This window comes from Olleya sp. YS (genome assembly GCF_029760915.1).
GTDB lineage: Bacteria > Bacteroidota > Bacteroidia > Flavobacteriales > Flavobacteriaceae > Olleya.
This window is the reverse complement of record NZ_CP121685.1, coordinates 795,495-817,786: the sequence shown is the minus strand read 5'-3', so window position 1 is coordinate 817,786 and position 22,292 is coordinate 795,495. Positions and strand designations below refer to the sequence as shown.

The 22,292-nt window shown below is 32.3% G+C and carries 23 protein-coding genes and 1 tRNA gene; 18 read left to right on the top strand and 6 right to left on the bottom strand.

Features of this window, described 5'->3' with window-relative positions; all coding sequences use genetic code 11:
- The 9 genes from Ollyesu_RS03790 (at position 1) to Ollyesu_RS03750 (ending at position 6,517) form a co-directional block, all read left to right on the top strand.
- Positions 1–630 (top strand): LysE family transporter, encoded by a 630-nt coding sequence (locus Ollyesu_RS03790; RefSeq protein ID WP_279302466.1) that lies wholly within the window; start codon positions 1–3, stop codon positions 628–630.
- A gap of 83 nt (positions 631–713) precedes the next feature.
- Complete coding sequence (locus tag Ollyesu_RS03785) at positions 714–1,043, top strand: MGMT family protein (protein ID WP_279302465.1); 330 nt, start codon at positions 714–716, stop codon at positions 1,041–1,043.
- Between the two features lie 112 nt (positions 1,044–1,155).
- Positions 1,156–2,196 carry a T9SS type A sorting domain-containing protein gene (locus Ollyesu_RS03780; protein WP_279302464.1) on the top strand — a complete coding sequence of 347 codons (1,041 nt, stop codon included), beginning with the start codon at positions 1,156–1,158 and terminating at the stop codon, positions 2,194–2,196.
- 127 nt (positions 2,197–2,323) lie between these two features.
- Entirely contained in the window at positions 2,324–3,463 is a 1,140-nt protein-coding gene (locus Ollyesu_RS03775) for an Mrp/NBP35 family ATP-binding protein (protein WP_279302463.1), read from the top strand.
- A complete protein-coding gene (locus Ollyesu_RS03770) occupies positions 3,464–3,706 on the top strand; it encodes a NifU family protein (protein ID WP_279302462.1) in 243 nt (80 codons plus the stop codon).
- A 65-nt stretch (positions 3,707–3,771) separates the two neighbouring features.
- Positions 3,772–4,833, top strand: a complete 1,062-nt coding sequence (locus Ollyesu_RS03765; protein ID WP_279302461.1) for an NAD(P)/FAD-dependent oxidoreductase — start codon at positions 3,772–3,774, stop codon at positions 4,831–4,833.
- Positions 4,834–4,856: 23 nt separating this feature from the next.
- Positions 4,857–5,207 (top strand): four helix bundle protein, encoded by a 351-nt coding sequence (locus Ollyesu_RS03760; RefSeq protein ID WP_279302460.1) that lies wholly within the window; start codon positions 4,857–4,859, stop codon positions 5,205–5,207.
- Positions 5,208–5,240: 33 nt separating this feature from the next.
- Positions 5,241–5,573, top strand: a complete 333-nt coding sequence (locus tag Ollyesu_RS03755; protein WP_279302459.1) for a 2Fe-2S iron-sulfur cluster-binding protein — start codon at positions 5,241–5,243, stop codon at positions 5,571–5,573.
- A 35-nt stretch (positions 5,574–5,608) separates the two neighbouring features.
- Positions 5,609–6,517: a biopolymer transporter ExbD gene (locus Ollyesu_RS03750; RefSeq protein WP_279302458.1), complete on the top strand. Its 909-nt coding sequence runs from the start codon at positions 5,609–5,611 to the stop codon at positions 6,515–6,517.
- Positions 6,518–6,520: 3 nt separating this feature from the next.
- On the opposite strand, the gene Ollyesu_RS03745 is transcribed toward Ollyesu_RS03750, so the two are convergent.
- From Ollyesu_RS03745 to Ollyesu_RS03720, 6 genes are all read right to left on the bottom strand, one after another.
- Positions 6,521–7,420 (bottom strand): metallophosphoesterase family protein, encoded by a 900-nt coding sequence (locus Ollyesu_RS03745; protein ID WP_279302457.1) that lies wholly within the window; start codon positions 7,418–7,420, stop codon positions 6,521–6,523.
- Positions 7,421–7,424: 4 nt separating this feature from the next.
- Positions 7,425–8,162, bottom strand: coding sequence for an SGNH/GDSL hydrolase family protein (locus Ollyesu_RS03740; RefSeq protein ID WP_279302456.1), 738 nt, complete (start codon positions 8,160–8,162; stop codon positions 7,425–7,427).
- Positions 8,163–8,268: 106 nt separating this feature from the next.
- Entirely contained in the window at positions 8,269–9,447 is a 1,179-nt protein-coding gene (locus Ollyesu_RS03735) for an acyl-CoA dehydrogenase family protein (RefSeq protein WP_279302455.1), read from the bottom strand.
- Positions 9,448–9,506: 59 nt separating this feature from the next.
- Positions 9,507–10,220 carry a methyltransferase gene (locus tag Ollyesu_RS03730; protein WP_279302454.1) on the bottom strand — a complete coding sequence of 238 codons (714 nt, stop codon included), beginning with the start codon at positions 10,218–10,220 and terminating at the stop codon, positions 9,507–9,509.
- Positions 10,213–10,746, bottom strand: coding sequence for a ribosome maturation factor RimM (gene rimM, locus Ollyesu_RS03725; RefSeq protein ID WP_279302453.1), 534 nt, complete (start codon positions 10,744–10,746; stop codon positions 10,213–10,215). Before rimM ends, Ollyesu_RS03730 begins: the two co-directional genes overlap by 8 nt.
- Before the next feature lie 68 nt (positions 10,747–10,814).
- Complete coding sequence (locus tag Ollyesu_RS03720) at positions 10,815–11,357, bottom strand: 30S ribosomal protein S16 (protein ID WP_279302452.1); 543 nt, start codon at positions 11,355–11,357, stop codon at positions 10,815–10,817.
- A 143-nt stretch (positions 11,358–11,500) separates the two neighbouring features.
- Between Ollyesu_RS03720 and Ollyesu_RS03715 the strand changes: the two genes are divergently transcribed.
- The 9 genes from Ollyesu_RS03715 to Ollyesu_RS03675 all read left to right on the top strand — a co-directional run bounded on the left by Ollyesu_RS03715 (position 11,501) and on the right by Ollyesu_RS03675 (position 22,291).
- Positions 11,501–12,193 (top strand): DUF6252 family protein, encoded by a 693-nt coding sequence (locus Ollyesu_RS03715; protein ID WP_279302451.1) that lies wholly within the window; start codon positions 11,501–11,503, stop codon positions 12,191–12,193.
- Between the two features lie 177 nt (positions 12,194–12,370).
- Positions 12,371–12,835 carry a PA2169 family four-helix-bundle protein gene (locus Ollyesu_RS03710; protein ID WP_279302450.1) on the top strand — a complete coding sequence of 155 codons (465 nt, stop codon included), beginning with the start codon at positions 12,371–12,373 and terminating at the stop codon, positions 12,833–12,835.
- Between the two features lie 149 nt (positions 12,836–12,984).
- Positions 12,985–17,373 (top strand): DNA polymerase III subunit alpha, encoded by a 4,389-nt coding sequence (gene dnaE / locus Ollyesu_RS03705; protein WP_279302449.1) that lies wholly within the window; start codon positions 12,985–12,987, stop codon positions 17,371–17,373.
- 139 nt (positions 17,374–17,512) lie between these two features.
- Positions 17,513–17,830 carry a thioredoxin gene (gene trxA / locus Ollyesu_RS03700; protein WP_279302448.1) on the top strand — a complete coding sequence of 106 codons (318 nt, stop codon included), beginning with the start codon at positions 17,513–17,515 and terminating at the stop codon, positions 17,828–17,830.
- An 85-nt stretch (positions 17,831–17,915) separates the two neighbouring features.
- Complete coding sequence (locus Ollyesu_RS03695; RefSeq protein ID WP_279302447.1) at positions 17,916–18,461, top strand: ATP-dependent Clp protease proteolytic subunit; 546 nt, start codon at positions 17,916–17,918, stop codon at positions 18,459–18,461.
- Positions 18,461–19,390, top strand: coding sequence for a DUF58 domain-containing protein (locus Ollyesu_RS03690; protein WP_279302446.1), 930 nt, complete (start codon positions 18,461–18,463; stop codon positions 19,388–19,390). The genes Ollyesu_RS03695 and Ollyesu_RS03690 overlap by 1 nt, the downstream gene beginning before the upstream one ends.
- A gap of 65 nt (positions 19,391–19,455) precedes the next feature.
- Positions 19,456–19,529, top strand: a tRNA-Asp gene (locus tag Ollyesu_RS03685).
- Positions 19,530–19,962: 433 nt separating this feature from the next.
- The gene (locus tag Ollyesu_RS03680) at positions 19,963–20,142 is read left to right on the top strand and encodes a hypothetical protein (protein ID WP_279302445.1); all 180 of its coding nucleotides are present in this window, start codon (positions 19,963–19,965) and stop codon (positions 20,140–20,142) included.
- Positions 20,143–20,497: 355 nt separating this feature from the next.
- Complete coding sequence (locus Ollyesu_RS03675; RefSeq protein WP_279302444.1) at positions 20,498–22,291, top strand: sensor histidine kinase; 1,794 nt, start codon at positions 20,498–20,500, stop codon at positions 22,289–22,291.
- The last annotated feature ends 1 nt before the right edge of the window (position 22,292 follow it).

The window sequence follows — 22,292 nt, the reverse complement described above, 5'->3', positions numbered from 1 at the left end:
TTGAATCTTACCATCACCTTTTTTATAAGCTTGCTTATTGCATTAATTGGAGTAATTCCGCCAGGATTACTTAATATGACAGCAGCAAAAATTAGTATAAAAGAAGGTTATTCTCGTGGGTTAATGTTTTCTATAGGTGTGTGTATTGTGGTAATTATACAAACCCTAATAGCAGTTATTTTTGCAAGATATTTAAGCATGCATCCAGAAATTGTTCAAATTTTACAACGTGTAGCATTTGTATTATTTGTATTAATTACCATTTACTTTTTAGTATTAGCAAAGCAACAACCAAAATTAAAAGTAGAGCAAGAACGACGTAGTAAACATAGTAGATTATTTCATGGAATCTTTTTATCTGCTTTAAATGTGTTTCCTATTCCGTATCAAGCGTATATGAGTATAACTTTAGCTAGTTTAGGGTGGTTAACGTTTGATAATGTTAGTATCACATCTTATGTAGCAGGAGCTGCAACTGGGACGTTTGTGATGTTGTATGTGTATGTTTTCTTTTTTAAACGCATAAAAAACAAGAAAATCAAATCGCAAAAAAACATGAATTATATCATTGGTATCATAACAGGAATTATTTCCATTGTGACGTTAATAAACATCATAAAAGATTTATAAACTTTTATAAATAATTCTCAATTTAAACGGTATAACTAAATGTGGAAGAAAGAGCAGAACAATAAAAATAATATAACACACACATGAAACCTGAAACACTCAATTTTTTTGATAAAGTTTACGAGGTAGCCAAGCTAATACCTTATGGTCGTGTCACAAGTTATGGAGCAATTGCCAACTATTTAGGAGCCAAACGTAGTGCCAGAATGGTTGGTTATGCTATGAATGGATCTTTTGGTAAAGATGTTCCTGCACATCGTGTGGTGAACCGTAAAGGACTGCTAACAGGAAAGCATCATTTTGAAGGTACTAACCTTATGCAACAATTATTAGAAAGTGAAGGCGTTACAGTTATAGACAACCAAATCCAAGATTTAGATAAGGTGTTTTGGGATCCATCAAAGAATCTATAAAAACTATAATCTATAAAAACTATAATCAAATTCTAATTTAGAAGCTTCAAATTCTAATCCTTATAGTTGTAATTCTTTTTTTTTAGATATATTTATAATTAAACATCTACCTATGAAAACTAAAATAATATCTATTATAATAATTTTAGTTGCTAACTTTCAATTATTCGCTCAATATCCTATCAATCCATATATTCAAACTAATTATGAGTATGATGTTTATATATTAACCTTAAGAGAAATTTTGAGTAATCCTTCAGATCCTGATTATGATACTCCAATTATACCAACCTCAAGATTAACCCCTTATTTAGAAGACTTATCTGCTATATATGATAATTCAGGAAGTAATCCTGAAATTGATTTTATTTTCAATTCACTAGATATTCACGCCAATCAAGAATATGATGCTGTGTATAGTAGCAGTAATTATCCAATTGAGTTTAAAAAAATGATTATCACAGCAGATGCTTCTGACCCATGGATCACAGATTTTATTAATACAGGTGTTTCTGGTATTAATGCATTAGATAGTTTGATGTCTACATATCAATTTACGTTAGTAGATTCTAATAATTATGGATCAAGCACCTATTATTTTCAAATAGAAACTAGTTATAATTACATGAATTTAAATGCACTTGTTGAAGACTTTACCTCGATACCAGAAATCAATAATGTTGAGGTAAACTATCCTGACCTCTCACTTAGATTTAATTACATAGGTATTCCTTATACAGTTCAGAAACAAGAATTTGGTATGACTTTAACTGCTCCAGCAGAAGTTAGTAATATTATTGTAGATGGTAACAATTACAGATTTAAGGTTTATGGTAGTGACTGTCTTTCTGGTTGCACAATAGTGGAAACAAGAACAATATCTGTTGATTCGAATTATAATGTATTATCAAACGAAGACTATTTATTTGAAACGATGGCTATTTATCCAAATCCAGCATCTTCTATTGTAAACATACATTCAAATAATAATTATGAGTCGATTATTGTAGTCATTTATGATATTCTTGGTAAGCCAGTATTAAAAAAGGATGCGGAAACATCAATTGATGTTTCTAGTCTTAAATCTGGTATTTATTTACTTAAACTCAAACAAGGTCAAAAACAAGAAATTAAAAAACTTGTTATTGAGTAAGGTGTTTTCTGATTAAGTATTTGTTATAAGTTATACTTATTTCAGTATAAAAAACATCAAACCAAGCACTTCATTCTTCAAGGTTTATGTAGTATATTTGTACTTTAGAATAAATCTAAATTACTAAATGAAATTAAACAAACAAGACATACTTAAAGCATTAGAAACCATAACTGTTCCAGGTGAAGGTCAAAATATGGTAGAAAGCGGAGCAGTAACCAATGTGGTGACGTTTGCAGACGAAGTTATTGTAGATATCACAATAAAAAATCCTGCTCTTCAAGCTCGTAAAAAAACAGAGGTAGAGATTTTACAAGCTATTCATAAACAGGTTTATGAAAAAGCTAAAATAAAAGTTAACATTAAAGTAGATGCTCCAGAAAAATCGGCTCCAAATGTTATTAAAGGGGAAGCTATTCCTGGCATCCAGAATATAGTTGCTGTAGCATCTGGTAAAGGTGGAGTAGGAAAATCGACCGTTACAGCAAACTTAGCTGTGACTTTAGCTAAAATGGGCTTTAAAGTGGGTGTGTTAGACGCAGATATTTATGGACCTTCTATGCCAATTATGTTTGATGTAGAACTAGAACGTCCTTTATCAGTGACTGTTGATGGAAAGTCTAAAATGAAACCTGTAGAAAACTACGGAGTAAAAATATTATCAATCGGATTTTTTACTAAACCAGACCAAGCTGTCGTTTGGCGTGGACCTATGGCTGCGAAAGCATTAAACCAAATGATTTTTGATGCAGCTTGGGGAGAATTAGACTTTTTACTCATCGATTTACCACCAGGAACAGGAGATATTCATTTAAGCATCATGCAATCCCTTCCTATTACAGGAGCTGTGGTTGTCAGTACGCCTCAAAATGTAGCTTTAGCAGATGCTAAAAAAGGAGTAGCTATGTTTCAGCAAGATAGTATTAACGTACCTGTTTTAGGAATTATTGAAAATATGGCGTATTTCACTCCAGAAGAATTGCCAGATAATAAATATTACATCTTCGGAAAAGAAGGAGCTAAGCATCTATCAGAAGATTTACAAGTGCCTTTATTAGGAGAAATACCATTAGTACAAAGTATTAGAGAAGCAGGTGACGTTGGTCGTCCAGCAGCTATGCAAACTGCAACTCCTTTAGAAAAAGCATTTGAAACTATAACTCAAAATGTGGTGCAACAAGTAGTGGATAGAAATGATAATCTTCCAGCAACTGAAGCAATAAAAATAACCACTATGGCAGGATGTTCTGCAGTTAATAAAAAATAAATGACAACAGAAGAACTAAGATTAAACGTAGAGAAAGCACTAGAGGAAATTCGTCCATTTTTGCAAAGTGATGGTGGTGATATTTCATTGTTATCTATTGAAGATGATAAGTTAGTCAAAGTACAATTAGAAGGTGCTTGCGTAGGTTGTAGTGTTAACCAAATGACTTTAAAGTCTGGTGTAGAAATGACTATAAAAAAATATGCGCCTCAAATAGAACAAGTTATTAATGTTGAAGCTTAAACTGACTTTTGTCATAATTAATCAATGGTTTTGACGTTACTTTTACTTCCTGAAATTAAAAATTCATGATTAAAACAGATATACTTATTATTGGTGCTGGACCAACTGGTCTTTTTACTGTGTTTGAAGCGGGTTTATTAAAATTAAAGTGTCACTTAATAGATGCACTTCCTCAACCTGGTGGACAATGTTCAGAGATTTATCCTAAAAAACCTATTTATGATATACCAGCTTATCCAGAGATTTTAGCAGGTGATTTAACCGATAAATTATTAGAACAATGTAAACAGTTTGAACCTGGTTTTACATTGGGTGAACGTGCCGAAACTATTGATAAACAGGAAGATGGAACGTTTATTGTTACCACAAATAAAGGCACAAAACATCATGCTCCTGTAGTAGCTATTGCAGGTGGTTTGGGTAGTTTTGAGCCTAGAAAACCTCTTATACATAATATTTCAGATTTTGAAGATAATGGTGTCGAGTATATTATCAAAGACCCAGAAATTTATCGAAATAAAAAAGTAGTCATCGCAGGAGGAGGAGACTCTGCTTTAGATTGGAGTATTTTTTTAAGTGATGTCGCATCAGAAGTAACGTTAATACATAGACGTAATGAGTTTAGAGGGCATTTAGACTCTGTAGAGAAAGTACAAGAACTTAAAAATAAGGGTAAAATTAACTTGGTCACACCAGCAGAAGTTGTTGGGATTTTAGGTGACGAAAAAGTGTCTGGCGTTGTGGTTAAACAAGCTGAGCATATAGAAAAAGAGTTTGAGATAGAATGCGACCATTTTATTCCTTTGTTTGGTTTATCACCAAAATTAGGACCTATAGCAAATTGGGGATTAGACATTGAAAAAAATGCTATAAAAGTTAATAATGCATTAGATTACCAAACTAATATTCCTGGTATTTTCGCAATTGGAGATGTTAACACGTATCCAGGAAAATTAAAACTAATACTTTGTGGTTTTCATGAGGCAACATTAATGTGTCAAGCTGCTTATCAAATTATTAATCCAGGGAAGCGTTATGTATTAAAGTACACAACGGTTAGTGGTATAGATGGATTTGATGGCACACGTAAAGAAGCTCCTAAAGCAGTGGTAAAGAGTATTGAGTAGTTAGTACCAAGTAGTAAGTAAAAATGGCAGTACAAAAATTTGAGGATTTATTGGTTTGGCAAAAGTCACAAGATCTAGCAGTTACTATTTATAAATTATTTCAAGATAATAAAGATTTTTCCTTCAGAGATCAAATTAAAAGAGCTGCAGTCTCAATATCAAATAATATTGCTGAAGGATTTGATAGAAATTCCAATGTAGATTTTTCTAGGTTTTTGTATTTTTCATTAGCATCAAATAGTGAAGTTAGATCAATGTTATATTTATCTATTAGACTAAATTTTTTAAATAAAGAAGAAGCAATACTACTTATTGAAAATACAAATGAAATTTCAAAAATGCTTCATGGCTTAATTAAATCGATAAAAAACTAACTACTAGCACCTAACTCCTAATTACTTTTTTCTATGGAACAAGACATTAATATTACAATCACAGATAGAGAAGGTGTAACTCATGAGATTCAGGCTCCTACAGATATGGCAATGAACCTAATGGAAGTTGTCCGTAGTTACGAGCTAGCTCCAGAGGGTACTATTGGTGTTTGTGGTGGTATGGCGATGTGTGCAAGTTGTCAATGTTATGTGTTAAGTGATACCCAACTCCCAGAGATGCAAGATGACGAAGAAGCTATGCTTAGCGAAGCGTTTTATGTTAAAGACAATTCACGTTTAGGTTGTCAAATTCAAATGACGCCAGACATGGAAGGTTTGATTGTGGAGTTAGCGCCAGAGTCTTAAAATTAATCTATTAAGTGATTTTTCAACAGAATAATATGCTACTCAAAAACTGTATTTTAATTATTTTTTTTCATTGTATTAGTTTATTTAGCTATGGTCAAGAAGAAAGATATGAAGTAAAAATGATGCATTGCATATATGATGCATTTGAAGATGGAGGCGTAGAGTTACAAAATAGTATTTCAATATTTGAACAGTTATTAATTGAAGAGGATATATTGCAAGATTCTAGTGGTCAAGGTTATATTGGTTTTCTAGAATCTTTAGCTAAGAATGCATCGTTAAAAATGCCTTCTCAATCTTTTGTTACTTACGTAAGAGATATTAACCAACCAGATACATCTAAGATTACTAAATGTGATAGAGAGTTTTTGGACGATTCTTTAAGTTTTGGTTATAAAAAGTTTAAGAGACTTGAGAAAGTAGTATCACAGAATGATTATGAATTAATTATTGATGCTTCAAAAACTGCTAATCAGATTTTAGAACTCTTAGATAAAGAAGATTTTGAGTTGACCTTGTATAAACTAAGCGTATTTATGTTGTTTGATACATTCAATACGGATTTAGGAATAAAAAGTAAATTGCCAGAACCTGGTAATTTTAGTGAAGATATTAAGTCAAATAATTCTTTGGTCATCTTAATTAATAACAAAAATGAAATATTTATTGATGAGAAATTAATAGACTTCAAAGATTTAAACCTCCACTTATCTAAGTATTTTGAAGACAACAAATTTAGTAGTGTCGTATATATACACTACAAATTAGATACAGCTTACCAAATTTTTGTTGAAGTTGAAGATGAGATAACTAAAACGATTGATCAACTAAGAAAAAAATATGCTTTAGAAGTTTTTAATAAAGAGTATAGTGAGTTAGATGAAGAGGCTTTAAAAATAATCAGAGCTATGTATCCTAAAAATATTTTACTTAAAGAGTAGAGTTTACTCAGTCTTATAATCAACTAACCGTCTAGGTCCTTCTAATAACATTCTTACAATCTGCAAAGTACCATCTTCTTTTGTGGCTATCTGCCATTTTATAAGTGATAAGGCTCCATTTTCTAATTCTAAACCTGTAATACTTCTAGGATGGACACAACTACCATCATTAAAAAAAGCAATATCTCCAGGTTCCGGAAAACGCGGTCTATGTGTGTGACCAATGATGGTAATTAAATTGTTGTTTTCAATAATCCATTTTTTCGTTCTGCGTTCTACTTTTATTAATTCCTTATAGTTTTTTGCAGGACTGGTTGGGTCTGCAATACCCATAACATTTAATGGTTTCCAAAGTATTCTAACCATAAACCGACTCCATTTCCAGAAGGTGTAATTCCACCAATCGGCTTGATGACCATGCGTTAAAAATAGTTCTTGCTGAGTGTCTTTATGTTTTAATATTATGGCTTCGTTGTATTTAATGTCACCAAAAAGCTCGACTTCTTCACCAACCTTTGGATCAAAATAGGTTGATAGATTTTTCTTAACATAGTCTGGATGTCTATAGACCATATCATGGTTTCCCCAAATCATGTGTAAACGCTCTTTTTTATGAAACAAGCTCATCAGTTCATAAACATTTTTATGTGCTTCTAATATAGATTTGAAAGAGATGTTTTCCCAAAGCTCGTCACCATCACCTAATTCTGCGTAGCTAAAACCTTCAACATAATAATGTTTTAAAGCATGGTAGTAGATGTTTCGGTTATTAGAAAAATCGTCAGCAAAACTATTATCACCACGATGACAATCGCTAAAAAAAATAAACTTAGAGTTGTCATCAAATGGTACAACTTTAGCGTTTTTATAAGCACGATCTAATTTTTTTCTCCCTGAAAACATGTAACTAATTTAGTTGTTCTATAGCAAATGGTAAAATGCGTTCTACAAATTTACTATACGCTTTTGTAGAAGGATGTAAACCATCAGATGCCACTAGTTCTGGATCTTCTAAGCCTTGTCTAGTAATGTCTGTAATATTCACAAAAGTAATATCGTTGGATGCGCAATAGCTTTCCGCGAAAGCGTTATAAGTATCTATGCCTTGAGAAATATAGGTGTTACCACCACCAAATGGTGTGTAAGCATAATCTGGTATCGAAACCACAATTACTCTGTTTTTTTCACCTTTGGCTTGTGTAATAGCGATGTTAACAAGTTCCGGAAACTCAGTTTCGTATAACGAAAATGGTCTACTTTGAAATTGGTTATTAACTCCAATTAGCAAAGTAACTAGTTCATAATCTTCAATTAAAACAGTATTAGCTATAGCATTTTTTAGATTTGTAGTGGTCCAACCTGTTTGAGCAACAATTTTTAATGAAAAGGTATCATTATTAAAGACAGTAGATAAACTATCTTTTAATTGCTCCGGAAAACGACACGTCTCACAAACACTTTGACCAATAGTATAACTATCACCTAAAGACAATATTTTAAAATGCTGTGGATTATCTGTAGGAGTGTCATCTATTGGATTGTCTTGAGTTTGAGACATCGAGTTGGATAAGCTACTGGAATTAGAACTACAACCAATAGTTAATAATACAATTACAATAAGCTTAAGGTAAATGTTCTTTTTCATAAACTAAATTTACAACTAATGGACAGAACAAAAAAATGCTTCTCGATTAGAGAAGCATTTTTAATATATTTTTCATTTGAGTGTGCTCCAAGTGTCGCTTAGTAATCTATTTAAAAGCGTTTAAACCAGTAACATCAAGACCAGTAATTAATAAATGGATGTCATGAGTCCCTTCATAGGTGACTACACTTTCAAGATTCATCATATGTCGCATAATACTGTATTCTCCACTAATTCCCATTCCACCTAACATTTGTCTAGCATCTCGTGCAATAGTTAAAGCCATATCGACATTATTACGTTTCGCCATAGAGATTTGTGCTGAGGTAGCTGTACCATTTTCACGCATCACACCTAATCGCCAAGCTAATAATTGTGCTTTGGTAATTTCCGTAATCATCTCAGCTAATTTTTTTTGTTGCAACTGAAATTGACCAATAGGCTTCCCAAATTGAATACGCTCTTTACTGTAACGTAGGGCAGTATCATAACAATCCATTGCAGCTCCAATTGCTCCCCAAGCAATTCCAAATCTAGCAGAATCTAAACAACCTAAAGGTGCGCCAAGACCAGATTTATTTGGTAATAAGTTTTCTTTTGGGACTTTAACGTTATCAAAAATAAGTTCTCCAGTTGCAGATGCACGAAGCGACCATTTGTTATGTGTTTCTGGCGTTGTAAAGCCTTCCATACCACGTTCTACAATTAAACCATGTATACGACCTTCTTCGTTTTTAGCCCAAACGACTGCTACGTTGCAAAATGGCGAATTGGATATCCACATTTTTGCTCCGTTTAACAGATAATGGTCTCCCATATCTTTAAAATTGGTTGTCATTCCACCAGGATTACTTCCATGATCAGGCTCTGTTAAACCAAAACTACCAATCCATTCTCCACTAGCTAATTTTGGCAAATATTTTTGGCGTTGTTCCTCGTTTCCGTATTTCCAAATTGGATACATCACTAAAGACGATTGCACAGACGCTGTACTACGTACACCAGAATCACCACGCTCTATCTCCTGCATAATTAATCCGTAAGCTATTTGGTCTAATCCTGCACCACCATACTCAACAGGAATATAAGGTCCAAAAGCACCGATTTCTGCTAATCCACCAATAATTGATTTAGGGAATTCTGCTTTTTGAGCAGCTTCTTCGATAATAGGTGAGACATCACGTTTTACCCATTCTCTTGCAGCATCGCGTACTAATTTATGCTCTTCGGTAAATAATTCGTCTAAGTTGTAATAATCCGGAGCTTCAAATAAATCTGGTTTCATAGTCTTGTTTTAATTGAAAAACAAAAGTAACGAAATCGTTTGCAGAACACAATTTTATCTTACATTTTAAGATAAAATTCTTTAGTCAGATTAATGTAGTCGTTGGTGTATTGGTGTCTTGAAGTTTCTATAATAAGTGTTTCTTTTTTTATTTCGCTTTCGCTGAAAGAAAAGCTTATTAAACTTCGTTTAATTTCTGATTCCGATGAGCCTTTAACATGTAAAAGGCTATTAGGGAACAATTTAAATTTTGAAGCTAGCGCAATAAAAGCATCCTCTTCTTTAAAGGGAATAATTACAGAAAATACACCATCTTCTGAAAGTAATTGCGAGACACTGTTTAATAAATGGTCAAAGGGTAATGCATCAGTAAATCGTGCTAAATCGCGTTGTTCACTTTCTGTTTTATAATCTTCAGAATAAAACGGTGGATTAGATATAATAAGGTCGTATTTATCTTCAATTTCATCTGTAAACTCTTCTAAGCTTGCATGATAACAAAATAAACGGTCACTCCATGGAGAGGCTTCAAAATTATCCACACATTGCTCGTATGCTAAATCATCTACTTCTATTGCATCGATAAGTTGCGCATTACTACGTTGTGCTAACATTAAGGATAAAATACCTGTTCCAGCACCAATGTCTAATATTGAAAATGGATTTGTGTCCATAGGTGTCCAAGCACCAAGAAGGACACTGTCTGTGCCAATTTTCATAGCACATTGATTTTGTTGGACTGTAAATTGTTTGAATTTAAAAGGTTTATTCATTTTCTAAATACAAATCAATCAACCCTTCTGGCGTGTCTACAAAAATGGTTTTATTAGGTTTATCGACTTTAGTGATAAACTCGTCATTCATGGGTATTAATATTTCAATACCATCTCTGTCTATTTCAAATAAAGATTGAGCAGTACTATCATTCACCCCTTTTATAATTCCAACTGTACCAAAGTTTTTGTCTTCTACTTTAAAACCAATAATTTCATGAAAATAAAATTTATCCTCATCTAATTCTGGTAAAAAGCTTAAAGGTAGATAGGTTTCACTTTTAATTAGCGCATCAGCATCTGCTTCTGTATCTACATCCTCAAATTTCACACGAAGCAATTCAGATTTATGAAGCTGTGCACTTTCAATAAAAAATGGAACCAGAGTCCCTCTTAAATTAACGAGTATTGATTCTAAGTTTTCGTATAATTCAGGTTCGTCTGTATCCAGTTTTATAAGTAACTCACCTTTAAAACTATATTTTTTTACAATTTTCCCTAAAAAAAAGCAATCTTTAATATCCATAGTAAGTTTTTTGCATAAAAAACTCCGATAAGTGCTTATCGGAGTTTAAAAGTATAAAAAAATATTTTTTATTCTTCTTCTTTTGCAGCTTCTAAAGCTTCAACTTCTTCAGAAGGATCTCCTTCAACTACTGTTTCAGGTGTTTCCTCAACTTCTTCCTCTACAGGAGCTGCTGCAGCAATACGTGCTTCGTTAGCTGCTTTTTCTGCTTCAAGAGCTTTAGCTTTAGCTTCAGCTTCAGCTTTAGATAAACCGTCTTTTTTAGCTTCTACTTTACTTGCTTTTTCTTCAACCCAAGCATTAAATTTAGCTTCAGCTTGTTCTTCAGTTAAAGCACCTTTTCTAACGCCTCCTGCTAAATGATTTTTAAGCATAGCACCTTTGTAAGATAAAATTGCTTTTGCTGTGTCAGTTGGTTGTGCACCATTCTGTAACCATTGTACAGCTCCATCAATGTTTAATTCGATAGTTGCTGGGTTAGTGTTTGGATTGTAAGCGCCTAATTTTTCTAGGTATTTACCGTCTCTTTTTGCTCTAGCATCTGCTGCTACGATCCAGTAGTAAGGTTTCCCTTTTTTACCGTGTCTTTGTAATCTAATTTTTACTGGCATAAATAATTAATTTGTGAGGTTCACGACCTCGATTATTAATAAGTCTGCAAAGATACTATAATTTTTTAATTTTCAAGTTTTTAAAGTAATTCTATCAAATAAAATTAATTTATTCTATTTTTGATGTCGTTAAATGTATTAGTATGAAAAGAATAATCATCTTATTAACTGTCTTATTAACTCTTACCTCTTGTGGAGAGGAGCTTGTATTTAACACGCCTGCATTTATTGGTTATAATGGAGACGAGTTATGGGAAGCTACAAATTATAGGGCTAATGTTGATGATCAAGGTTATTTAACCGTAACTGGAATTAGAAATTTAGAAACTATTAATTTAAAAGCTACTAACACGACTGAAGGTTCTTACGCTCTTGGTAATACAGTGTCTTCTGCAATTTATGAAAACCAATTAGGAACAGTATTTTCAACTAATAGTGTGCCACATCCAAGTGTACAAATTTATCCTTCAGAAGGTAATATTACCATTACAGAGTTCAATTTAATTGAGAGAACAGTATCTGGCACATTTACTTTTCATGCATTTGATAACACTGGATTAAATTCTGAAAATTTTAATAGAGGTTATTTTTATAATGTGCCAATACTAAGCATTGGCGCTGTTGATATCTCTGGTCAAACACAAGCCTGCTTAAATGCTACAGCTGTTGCAGCAACTACATTAACTAATTTAAATAATGTAGATCCAGATGGACCTGATTATACAGGTTTTTGTGAGGCCTACAAAACAGCACTTCAGGTTAAAAAACAAGCCTGTGGTGACGAAGATGGGTCAATACAGACTATAATAGATTCGCTTGGAGATTGTTCAAATTAAACTATAATATAACTATATAAAAAAGCCAACGCATTTGCGTTGGCTTTTTTGTTAAATACTCTTAAAAGCATCATAAACACTGTTAAATCACTTGACATAAGCGTCTATATCTGTTATATTAAGTATGAAGATGTGAAACAATACACATCGTTAAAAAAATATATTGAAATTTTAAAAATGATAAAAGATATTATGAAGTACACAGAAGAAATTTCTAAAAAATTAAACGAATTACTAATCAAAAATTACGATGCTGAAAAAGGATATTTAAATGCTGTAGATAATGTAGATAATGATAGGTTAAAAATGTTCTTTAAAAGACGTGCATCAGAAAGAAGTGAATTTGCCAAAGAATTAAGAACGGAAATCTTACAATATGGTCAAATCCCAGAAGATTCAGGAAGTTTTAAAGGGGCGATGCATAGAAATTGGATGACATTAAAATCAACATTTTCATCTAATAATGAAGAAGCCATTTTGGAAGAAGCTATTAGAGGTGAGGAAGCAAGTCTTGAGACTTACGACGAGTTAATGAAAGAAAACGACTTGCCACCAACAATCGATAGTTTATTAATGAAGCATAGAAATGCAATCCAAGCAGCAATTAATACCGAGAAAGTTCACGAAGAATTAGTGTCATAATTCTAACTAAATATTTAATAAAGCCAACTGATTTTCAGTTGGCTTTTTTTTTGTTTACAACTGTTTATAACTTCACTTTAAAAAAGGGAATATTCTCTGTATTTTTATAAGCTCATATTTTTTTAGCAATAAATCACTAAAACTCTTCAATGTATTTAATTTTTGATACCGAAACTACAGGATTACCAAAACGTTGGGATGCACCAATTACAGACGTAGATAATTGGCCAAGATGTATTCAAATTGCATGGCAATTACATGACGAGATGGGTAATTGTATCGAGAGTCAGGATTATTTAGTACAACCTGATGGGTTTAATATTCCTTATGATGCGGAGAAAATTCATGGGATTTCTACAGAGTTAGCACAAGAGCAAGGTGTACCACTTTTAGACGTTTTAGAAAAATTTAATATTGCATTAAGCAAAACCAAATTTGTAGTTGGTCAAAATGTCAAGTTTGATTTAAATATCATGGGAGCCGAGTTTGTTCGAATGGATATTGCAAATCAACTTCAGGAACTTCCTGTTTTAGATACTTGTACTGAACATACTGCAGAGCTTTGTAAAATTCCAGGTGGACGTTACGGAAAATTTAAATTACCAACGTTAACTGAGTTGCATCAGTTTTTATTTAATAAACCATTTGCTGAAGCGCACAATGCTACAGCAGATGTTGAAGCTACAACACGTTGTTTTTTAGAATTAATTAGACGTAAAGAGTTTACAAAGGAAGAACTAGACGTTCAACCCGATTATTTTGAGAGGTTTAATCGTGAAAACCCACAACCAATACAGTTAATAGGTCTTAAGCACATCAATCTTAAAAAAGAAAGTGCTAAGATTAATGCAAGGCTTCAAAAGGAAGAAGCATCAGATATTTCTTCAGAAACTATAAAAGAAAATGTACAAGAGCTAAAATCGGCTAATTTTGTACATCTTCATAACCACTCACAATTTTCTGTTTTACAGTCTACTATGAGTGTTGCAGATTTAGTTGCAGAAGCTGCGTCCCACAATATGGAAGCGGTTGCGTTAACAGATCATGCTAACATGATGGGAGCTTTTCATTTTGTTAATGCAGTAAATAAACACAACAAATCTGTTGAAGCTAAAATTGCAGAAGCAGAAGAAAAAGGTGAAACTACAACTGTAAAAAAAATAAAACCTATAATTGGTTGCGAGTTTTTTGTTTGCGAAGATCACTTAGATAAAACCAGAAAAGACAATGGTTATCAAATAGTGTTATTAGCAAAAAACAAAAATGGATATCATAATTTAGCGAAGCTATCGTCTCATGCTTTTGTGGATGGCTTTTATTATCTGCCAAGAATCGATAAAAAGTTAATCGAACAGTATAAAGATGATTTAATCTGTTTAACAGGAAATTTATATGGCGAAGTCCCAAGCAAGATTTTAAATGTAGGTGAAAACCAAGCAGAAGAAGCTTTACTATGGTGGAAAGAATTATTTCAGGATGATTTGTATATCGAGTTGATGCGCCATAATCAAGAAGACGAAAACCGCATAAATCCTACGTTAATCAAATTTTCTGAACAGCATAATATTAAACTTGTTGCAACTAATAATACGTATTACGCCAAACAAGAAGATGCCAATGCACATGATATTTTATTATGTGTTAAAGATGGTGAAAAACAAGCGACTCCAATAGGTAGAGGTCGAGGATATCGATACGGATTACCTAATCAAGACTATTACTTTAAGTCTCAAGAAGAGATGAAAGCACTGTTTAAAGATGTACCAGAAGCTATTAGTAATATCCAAGACGTTGTAGATAAAATAGAAGGGTATCAATTAGCAAGAGAAGTCTTATTACCAGCTTTTGACATTCCTGAAGAATTTAAACATGAAGAGGACGAAAAAGATTGTGGTAAACGAGGTGAAAATGCCTTTTTACGACATCTAACATACGAAGGAGCAAAAAAACGATATGGTGAAGATTTAACAGATGAAATTAAAGAACGACTAGATTTTGAACTTGAAGTCATTGAAAATACAGGATATCCAGGCTATTTCTTAATTGTAGAAGATTTTATACGTGAAGCCAGAAATATGGATGTGTCTGTTGGTCCTGGACGTGGTAGTGCTGCAGGATCTGTTGTAGCCTATTGTTTGTGGATTACCAACATTGATCCTTTGAAGTACAACTTACTTTTTGAGCGTTTTTTAAATCCTGACCGTATAAGTATGCCAGATATTGATATCGATTTTGATGACGAAGGTCGAAGTCGTGTCATGGATTATGTTATTGAAAAATACGGAAGTAACCAAGTCGCACAAATCATTACTTATGGGACTATGGCTGCAAAATCTAGTATTCGTGATACTGCACGAGTATTAGATTTACCATTGTTTGATGCAGATAGAATAGCTAAGTTGATTCCAACCATGTCTAAGCTTGGAAAAATATTTGGTTTAAGTGAAAAAGAATTAGGGCAAAAATTCAGAGCAGAAGATTTAGAAAAAGTCAATCAGTTGTTAAATATATCTGAAGGTGATGATCTAGAAGCAGAAACAGTAAACCTAGCAAGAACCTTAGAAGGGTCGGTTAGAAATACTGGTATTCACGCATGTGGTGTTATTATTACTCCAGACGATATCACCAAGTTTGTTCCTGTAGCTACTGCAAAAGATTCCGATCTGTATGTTACACAGTTTGATAACTCGGTTGTTGAAGATGCTGGTTTACTTAAAATGGACTTTTTAGGATTAAAAACCTTAACATTAATAAAAGATACGGTTAAGATTGTAAAAGCAAAACATGATATTCAACTGGATCCAGAAAACTTCCCGCTTGACGATGCTAAGACGTTTGAGTTATTTCAGCGTGGTGAAACCGTTGGTGTATTTCAATATGAATCACCAGGAATGCAGAAGCACTTAAAAGATTTAAAACCTACGGTTTTTGACGATTTAATAGCAATGAATGCACTCTACAGACCTGGTCCTATGGAATACATCCCAAGTTTTGTGCGCAGAAAACATGGTGATGAAGATATCGAGTACGACTTACCAGCAATGGAAGAGTACTTAAAAGAGACCTATGGGATTACAGTCTACCAAGAGCAAGTGATGTTATTGTCACAAAAACTAGCAGACTTTACCAAAGGTGAAGCAGATGTCTTGCGTAAAGCAATGGGTAAAAAGCAAATTGCGGTTTTGGATAAAATGAAACCCAAATTTATTGAGCAGGCTAGTGCAAAAGGACATGATGCCAAAAAGCTTGAAAAAATTTGGAAAGATTGGGAAGCATTCGCCAGTTACGCCTTTAACAAATCGCACTCGACGTGTTACGCTTGGATTGCCTACCAAACAGCCTATTTAAAAGCACACTATCCAGCAGAGTATATGGCAGCAGTACTCTCTAATAATATGAATGACATCAAACAGGTGACGTTTTTTATGGAAGAGTGTAAGCGTATGAAATTATCTGTATTAGGTCCAGATGTCAACGAATCTTTTTACAAGTTTTCTGTAAATAAAGATAATGCGGTACGATTTGGAATGGGAGCCATAAAAGGAGTGGGTCATGGCGCAGTAATGACTATAGTCGAAAACCGAAAAAAAGATGGACCTTACACCTCAATTTTTGATTTAGCAAAACGAATTGATTTGCGTGCTGCTAATAAAAAAGCGTTTGAGAATTTAGCTTTAGCTGGAGGTTTTGACGAGCTAGGAGATACACATCGTGCACAATATTTCTTTAAAGACGGAAGTGATTTAACTTTTTTAGAAAAAGCCATTAAGTATGGTGCAAAACACCAAGAAAATGAGAATTCTGCTCAAGTTAGTCTGTTTGGTGGCGAAAGTGAAGTTCAAATTGAAGAACCAATAATTCCAGAATGTGAAACTTGGGGAACTATGGAGAAACTAGCTAAAGAACGTGAAGTGGTTGGTGTCTATATTTCTGGACATCCTTTAGATGATTTTAGAACCGAAATGAAAACATTCTGTAATGCAAGTTTAGCCTTGTTTAACGATTTAGAGACTTATGTTAATAGAGAATTAACTTTTGGAGGTGTTGTAACAGATGTACAACATAGAGTAAGTAAACAAGGAAAAGGCTGGGCATTATTTACTGTTGAAGATTATACAGATACGTTTGAGTTTAGAATTTTTGGAGAAGAATATTTAAAGTTTAGACATTTCTTGCTAAAAAACAATTTTGTGTATGTCAAAGCTTTTATAAGGGAAGGTTGGGTTAATCGTGATACTGGTAAGAAGAGTGAACCACGATTGCAGTTTAACAACTTCCAGTTGTTACATGACGTTATGGAGACCTATGCTAAAAAACTATCCATTCAATTAAATATTAAAGAATTAGAAACAGGTAAAATTCAAAAGTTAAAAGAACTTATCCAAATGCATCCAGGTAATCAATCTTTAAATTTTGTGATTTACGATAACAGAGACCAAATAAAACTAACCATGCCAAGTCGTAAACAAAAAGTAAAGGTTAGCCAAGAGTTATTGAATGAATTAGAAAGTGAACAGGTGTATTTTAAGTTGAATTAAATTATTGGTATTATCAGAATAATATAAAATCAAACAATATAGCAATAGTTAAAACAAATTGTCAGGTTGTAAGCTTTGGCACTTTTTTTGACTAATATTGCATATTAACATGTAGTAAACACAATTAAAACACAATATTATGGCATTAGAAATTACAGATGCAAACTTTGAAGACACAGTATTAAATAGTGACAAGCCAGTAATGGTTGACTTTTGGGCAGCTTGGTGTGGACCTTGTCGTATGGTTGGACCAATCATAGACGAGTTAAGCACTGAATATGATGGTAAAGCAGTAGTTGGTAAATTAGACGTAGATGCAAATCAAGAATTTGCTGCTAAATATGGCGTACGTAACATCCCAACGGTTTTAGTATTTCAAAACGGAGAAGTTGTAGGACGTCAAGTTGGAGTGGCTCCTAAAAAAGCATATGCAGACGCGATAGATGCGTTATTGTAAAATATATTCATAAAGAATTGATAAAGGTTTGCTGTAATGGCAAACCTTTTTTTATTTTAGTTAAAAATTAAGAAATACGAATACAATGAGTAAAAAGACAAAAGTTCAAGACGCAATTGACAGTAAATTATTAGAAGAACGCAAAGTGTTTTTATGGGGAATGGTAGATGACAAATCGGCAAAACATGTCATAGATAGGTTATTATATTTAGATAGTTTAGAGACCAAGGATATTACACTATATATTAATAGTCCTGGAGGTTATGTCACTTCTGGATTTGCCATGTATGATTGTATCAAATCACTAAATAGTGATGTATCTACAGTTTGTACAGGTTTAGCAGCATCTATGGGTTCAATTTTATTATCTGTTGGTGCTAAAGGGAAACGTTTTATCCAACCACATGCTAGAGTTATGATACATCAACCAAGTGGAGGTGCACGTGGACAAGCAAGTGATATTGAAATCACCGCACAAGAAATCCTAAAAACTAAAGAGCTAAGTGCACGTATATTAGCAGAAAATTGTGGGCAAACCTTTGAAAAAGTTATGAAAGATTTTAATCGTGATCATTGGATGGGAGCAGACGAGTCTGTGGCTTACGGTATTGTAGATGGAGTTACTAAATAATGAATCTTCAAAACGAACTAAATAAAGCAGGCGGATTTAAAAACCTAGAGCACTTAGCAAGGCAAGTGGTAGAAGGTTTTATTTCTGGAATGCATAAAAGTCCGTTTCATGGGTTTTCTGCAGAATTTGCAGAACACAAAATTTATAATCAAGGCGAAAACACAAGACATATTGACTGGAAGTTGTTTGCCAAAACTGATAAACTGTACACTAAACGCTATGATGACGAGACCAATTTACGTTGTCACATTATAATAGACAATAGTAGCTCGATGCACTATCCTAAAATGGATAGATTCAGCTTAGACTACTTAAATAAAATAGCTTTTTCTGCATTAGCATCAGCGTCTTTAATGCATATTTTAAAAAAACAGCGTGATGCTGTTGGATTAAGTATTTATAGTGATGCTTACGATTTTTATTCGTCTGAAAAGGGGAGTGAGCGTCACCATCAAATGCTACTTAATACGTTAGAAGAATCTGTAATTTCAAGACCTTTAAATAAGCAAACAGAAACGTATCAATATTTACACGAAATTGCAGAGAAAATCCACAGACGGTCTCTAATATTTGTATTTACAGATATGTTTCAAACAAATGAGGATGAGGTAAAACTGTTTGAAGCTTTGCAACATTTAAAGCACAATAAACATGAAGTAGTGCTTTTTCATGTCTTTGATAAAGACAAAGAATTAACGTTTGATTTTGATAATAAACCCAAACGCTTTATTGATGTAGAAACAGGAGAGCACATTAATTTATATGCCAATCAAGTTAAAGAAAATTACGAAAAGGCTATAGTTGATTTCTTTGATGAATTGAAGATGAAATGCTTACAGTATAAAATAAAATACGTTGAAGCAGATATTAATCAGTCTTTTGATAAAATTTTGACGACTTACCTTGTTGAGCGTCAAAAATTTCTTTAAAAAAAGTATAAAAATATTTGTCATATTGATTTTGGAGTGTATATTTGCACTCGCAATTATGCAACGGTTTGGTAGTTCAGCTGGTTAGAATATCTGCCTGTCACGCAGGGGGTCGCGGGTTCGAATCCCGTCCAGACCGCAAAAATTGCTAAAAGCTCCGAGAAATTGGAGCTTTTTTTAGCAATAAAATTTAGTTGTGTTGTTTTGATAGATGTAGTAGTCTATCAAACTGGTAGAAAGCTAGTTAAATAGCTTGAACCGATGGAAAGCTTTCCTTTTTTCTGTAAAGAAAATTGGGATGCTTTTTTGTTTTAAATGCATTTTATCCTCAAAATTTGCATTTCATCGATTAAATTGTTATTTTTATCGTCCGTTATGATATTTTCGTCTGGCTTTAAAAAATTCCCTTAACAATACCTTCTTTTTAAAGTTAGTTAATTTATCTTATTGGACATACATCAAATAGAAGTATGTGATTTTTAGTAGGTTATTAATCTTAACCTATAAACCTTGTATTTAAATTTTAAATAAAATTAATATAAACTAAAAATTAACAATAAATAAATAACATTATGAAATCCCTAAAAATTACATTAGTAGCAATCTTTTCAATCGCATTATTAACAGGAGTAAACTCTTTTAATGGTTCTGAGTCAAGTGACGACAATACAAACAAGGAAGTTAAAAAACCTGAAGTAAAGTTAATTGTTATGACAGACATAACAAAGAAAAAGAAACCTACAAACGGATAGTCTTTATTTTATATATCAGAAAAAAGCTTTTAATTTTTTAATTAAAAGCTTTTTTATTTGTTGGAATTAATTGAATGTTTAGACGGATAATTTATTTAAATTTGATTAAGGTTTAAATTAACATCAAATTTTGTACAAAATATTCTTCGTTTTAATATTTTTTTCCTCTTTAACTTATGCGCAAGTAAAGTCAAAAAACATTGTTCTTGATTCGATTTTAATTTATAGAACAATATCTAAAAATAATACATTAAACATTGATTTAAGAATTTCTAATGCAAAAAAAGCTATTAAATTATCTAAATCATATGGAGTTGATTCTACATTATTAAAAAGTAAGAAAGTTTTATCATCATTGTATCTTTATCAAGATGATATTAGAAGCCTCAAAACAATCAACAAAGAAAATTTATTTTTAGCAGAGAAAATAAAAGATTCATCTTCAATTGCAGACGCAAATTATATATTAGGTTATGCATTTCATGAAGAAATAAAACTTGATAGCGCTTATTATTATTATTATAAAGCAACTAAAGTTTATAATTTAATAAAGGACTATACTAAAGAAGGTGAAGTTCTTTTAAATATGGCAGATATACAAAAATCTGAAAGAGATTTTATTGGAGCTGAAATAAATGCAATTACAGCAAAGAAAATTTTTGAAAGATTACCTAAAACACCAAATAACTTAGATACTTTATGGTCAATTCACAATTTATTGGCTGTAATTTCAAGTGAACTAGAATTATATGATAAAGCTTTAGATTATCATAAATTAGCAATTGAATATGCAGATAAAATGACTAACGGTCAATATTACAAATTGTATTCTAACAGTAATATTGCTTCTACATATAGAAAAAAAGGTGATTTTATAAAGGCAGCTAAAGAATTTAATGAAATTCTTCAAAATAAAGAATTAGAACTTAGCGATCCTTCTTCATTTTCTATAATTACTGCAAATTTAGCATATTCAAGATTTTTGATAGATAAAGAAGATTTAAGTATTAATGACTTATTTGTAAAATCTTTAAAAGTTTCAAGAGAATTGAATGACGTAAACGCTTTAATGTCTTCTGGAGCTTATTATGCTGAATATTTAACCTCAATTGGAAAAATTGACTCTGCAAAATATTATAACAACTTATCATATAATATTGCTAAGAAATCAAAAGCTAACAATTTTATACTTCAGACTCTCAAAACAAAAGCTACAATAGATAAAGACTCTTCAAGAGTGTTTTTAAATGAGTATATAAAGCTAAGTGATAGTTTAGTTTTAGCCGAGCGATCTATTAGAAACAAATTTGCCAGAATAGAATTTGAAACTGATGAAATAATCCAAGAAAACCAGCAAATATCTAAGCAACGATTATGGTTAATTATTACCTCAATCGGGTTGTTAGCAACTCTATTTTTTCTATACATTATAAAATCTCAAAGAGAAAAAAATAAAGAACTTCAATTAGAACGTCAACAACAAGAGGCTAACGAAGAAATTTATAACCTCATGCTTTCTCAACAAGACAAAATAGATGAAGCCAGAAGTTTAGAGAAAAATAGAATTTCTAAAGATATACATGATGGTATTTTAGGGAAATTATTTGGAGTCCGATTAAGCTTGGATGGTCTTAACCTTAGTACAACTCCAGAAGCTACACAAAAACGAAGTACTTACATAAGCGAGCTTAAAAATATTGAAGAAGAAATTAGAAAGGTGTCACACGAGCTGAATTCAGATTTTATACAGCAATCAGGTTATTTAGACATCATCAAAACGTTAGTTGATACGCAAATGACTGCTTATAACATTAAGTATACTTTGACAGCAGACGAAACTATTAATTGGGATGCTTTAAATAATAAAATAAAAATACACGTGTATCGTATTTTGCAAGAAACTATGCAAAATGCTTATAAACACGCAAAAGCGACGATGGTCGATATTTCGTTTAAGTTTGATAAAAATATTTTAACTTTAACTATCTCTGATAATGGAGAAGGTTTTGATTTGCAAAAAGCTAAAAAAGGTATAGGTCTAAAAAATATAGACTCCAGAATACAAGAAATAAACGGTAAATTAGATATTAAAACCCAGAAAAATCAAGGCACGACAATAATAATTAATGTCCCAACATTAAATAATTAAC

Excerpts from the sequence above, each read along its gene's own strand:
- Ollyesu_RS03785 (WP_279302465.1), top strand. The coding sequence starts at position 714 with ATGAAACCTGAAACACTCAATTTTTTTGATAAAGTTTACGAGGTAGCC.
- Ollyesu_RS03780 (WP_279302464.1), top strand. The coding sequence starts at position 1,156 with ATGAAAACTAAAATAATATCTATTATAATAATTTTAGTTGCTAACTTT.
- Ollyesu_RS03775 (WP_279302463.1), top strand. The coding sequence starts at position 2,324 with ATGAAATTAAACAAACAAGACATACTTAAAGCATTAGAAACCATAACT.
- Ollyesu_RS03770 (WP_279302462.1), top strand. The coding sequence starts at position 3,464 with ATGACAACAGAAGAACTAAGATTAAACGTAGAGAAAGCACTAGAGGAA.
- Ollyesu_RS03765 (WP_279302461.1), top strand. The coding sequence starts at position 3,772 with ATGATTAAAACAGATATACTTATTATTGGTGCTGGACCAACTGGTCTT.
- Ollyesu_RS03760 (WP_279302460.1), top strand. The coding sequence starts at position 4,857 with ATGGCAGTACAAAAATTTGAGGATTTATTGGTTTGGCAAAAGTCACAA.
- Ollyesu_RS03755 (WP_279302459.1), top strand. The coding sequence starts at position 5,241 with ATGGAACAAGACATTAATATTACAATCACAGATAGAGAAGGTGTAACT.
- Ollyesu_RS03750 (WP_279302458.1), top strand. The coding sequence starts at position 5,609 with ATGCTACTCAAAAACTGTATTTTAATTATTTTTTTTCATTGTATTAGT.
- Ollyesu_RS03745 (WP_279302457.1), bottom strand. The coding sequence starts at position 7,420 with ATGTTTTCAGGGAGAAAAAAATTAGATCGTGCTTATAAAAACGCTAAA.
- Ollyesu_RS03740 (WP_279302456.1), bottom strand. The coding sequence starts at position 8,162 with ATGAAAAAGAACATTTACCTTAAGCTTATTGTAATTGTATTATTAACT.
- Ollyesu_RS03735 (WP_279302455.1), bottom strand. The coding sequence starts at position 9,447 with ATGAAACCAGATTTATTTGAAGCTCCGGATTATTACAACTTAGACGAA.
- Ollyesu_RS03730 (WP_279302454.1), bottom strand. The coding sequence starts at position 10,220 with ATGAATAAACCTTTTAAATTCAAACAATTTACAGTCCAACAAAATCAA.
- rimM (WP_279302453.1), bottom strand. The coding sequence starts at position 10,746 with ATGGATATTAAAGATTGCTTTTTTTTAGGGAAAATTGTAAAAAAATAT.
- Ollyesu_RS03720 (WP_279302452.1), bottom strand. The coding sequence starts at position 11,357 with ATGCCAGTAAAAATTAGATTACAAAGACACGGTAAAAAAGGGAAACCT.
- Ollyesu_RS03715 (WP_279302451.1), top strand. The coding sequence starts at position 11,501 with ATGAAAAGAATAATCATCTTATTAACTGTCTTATTAACTCTTACCTCT.
- Ollyesu_RS03710 (WP_279302450.1), top strand. The coding sequence starts at position 12,371 with ATGATAAAAGATATTATGAAGTACACAGAAGAAATTTCTAAAAAATTA.
- dnaE (WP_279302449.1), top strand. The coding sequence starts at position 12,985 with ATGTATTTAATTTTTGATACCGAAACTACAGGATTACCAAAACGTTGG.
- trxA (WP_279302448.1), top strand. The coding sequence starts at position 17,513 with ATGGCATTAGAAATTACAGATGCAAACTTTGAAGACACAGTATTAAAT.
- Ollyesu_RS03695 (WP_279302447.1), top strand. The coding sequence starts at position 17,916 with ATGAGTAAAAAGACAAAAGTTCAAGACGCAATTGACAGTAAATTATTA.
- Ollyesu_RS03690 (WP_279302446.1), top strand. The coding sequence starts at position 18,461 with ATGAATCTTCAAAACGAACTAAATAAAGCAGGCGGATTTAAAAACCTA.
- Ollyesu_RS03680 (WP_279302445.1), top strand. The coding sequence starts at position 19,963 with ATGAAATCCCTAAAAATTACATTAGTAGCAATCTTTTCAATCGCATTA.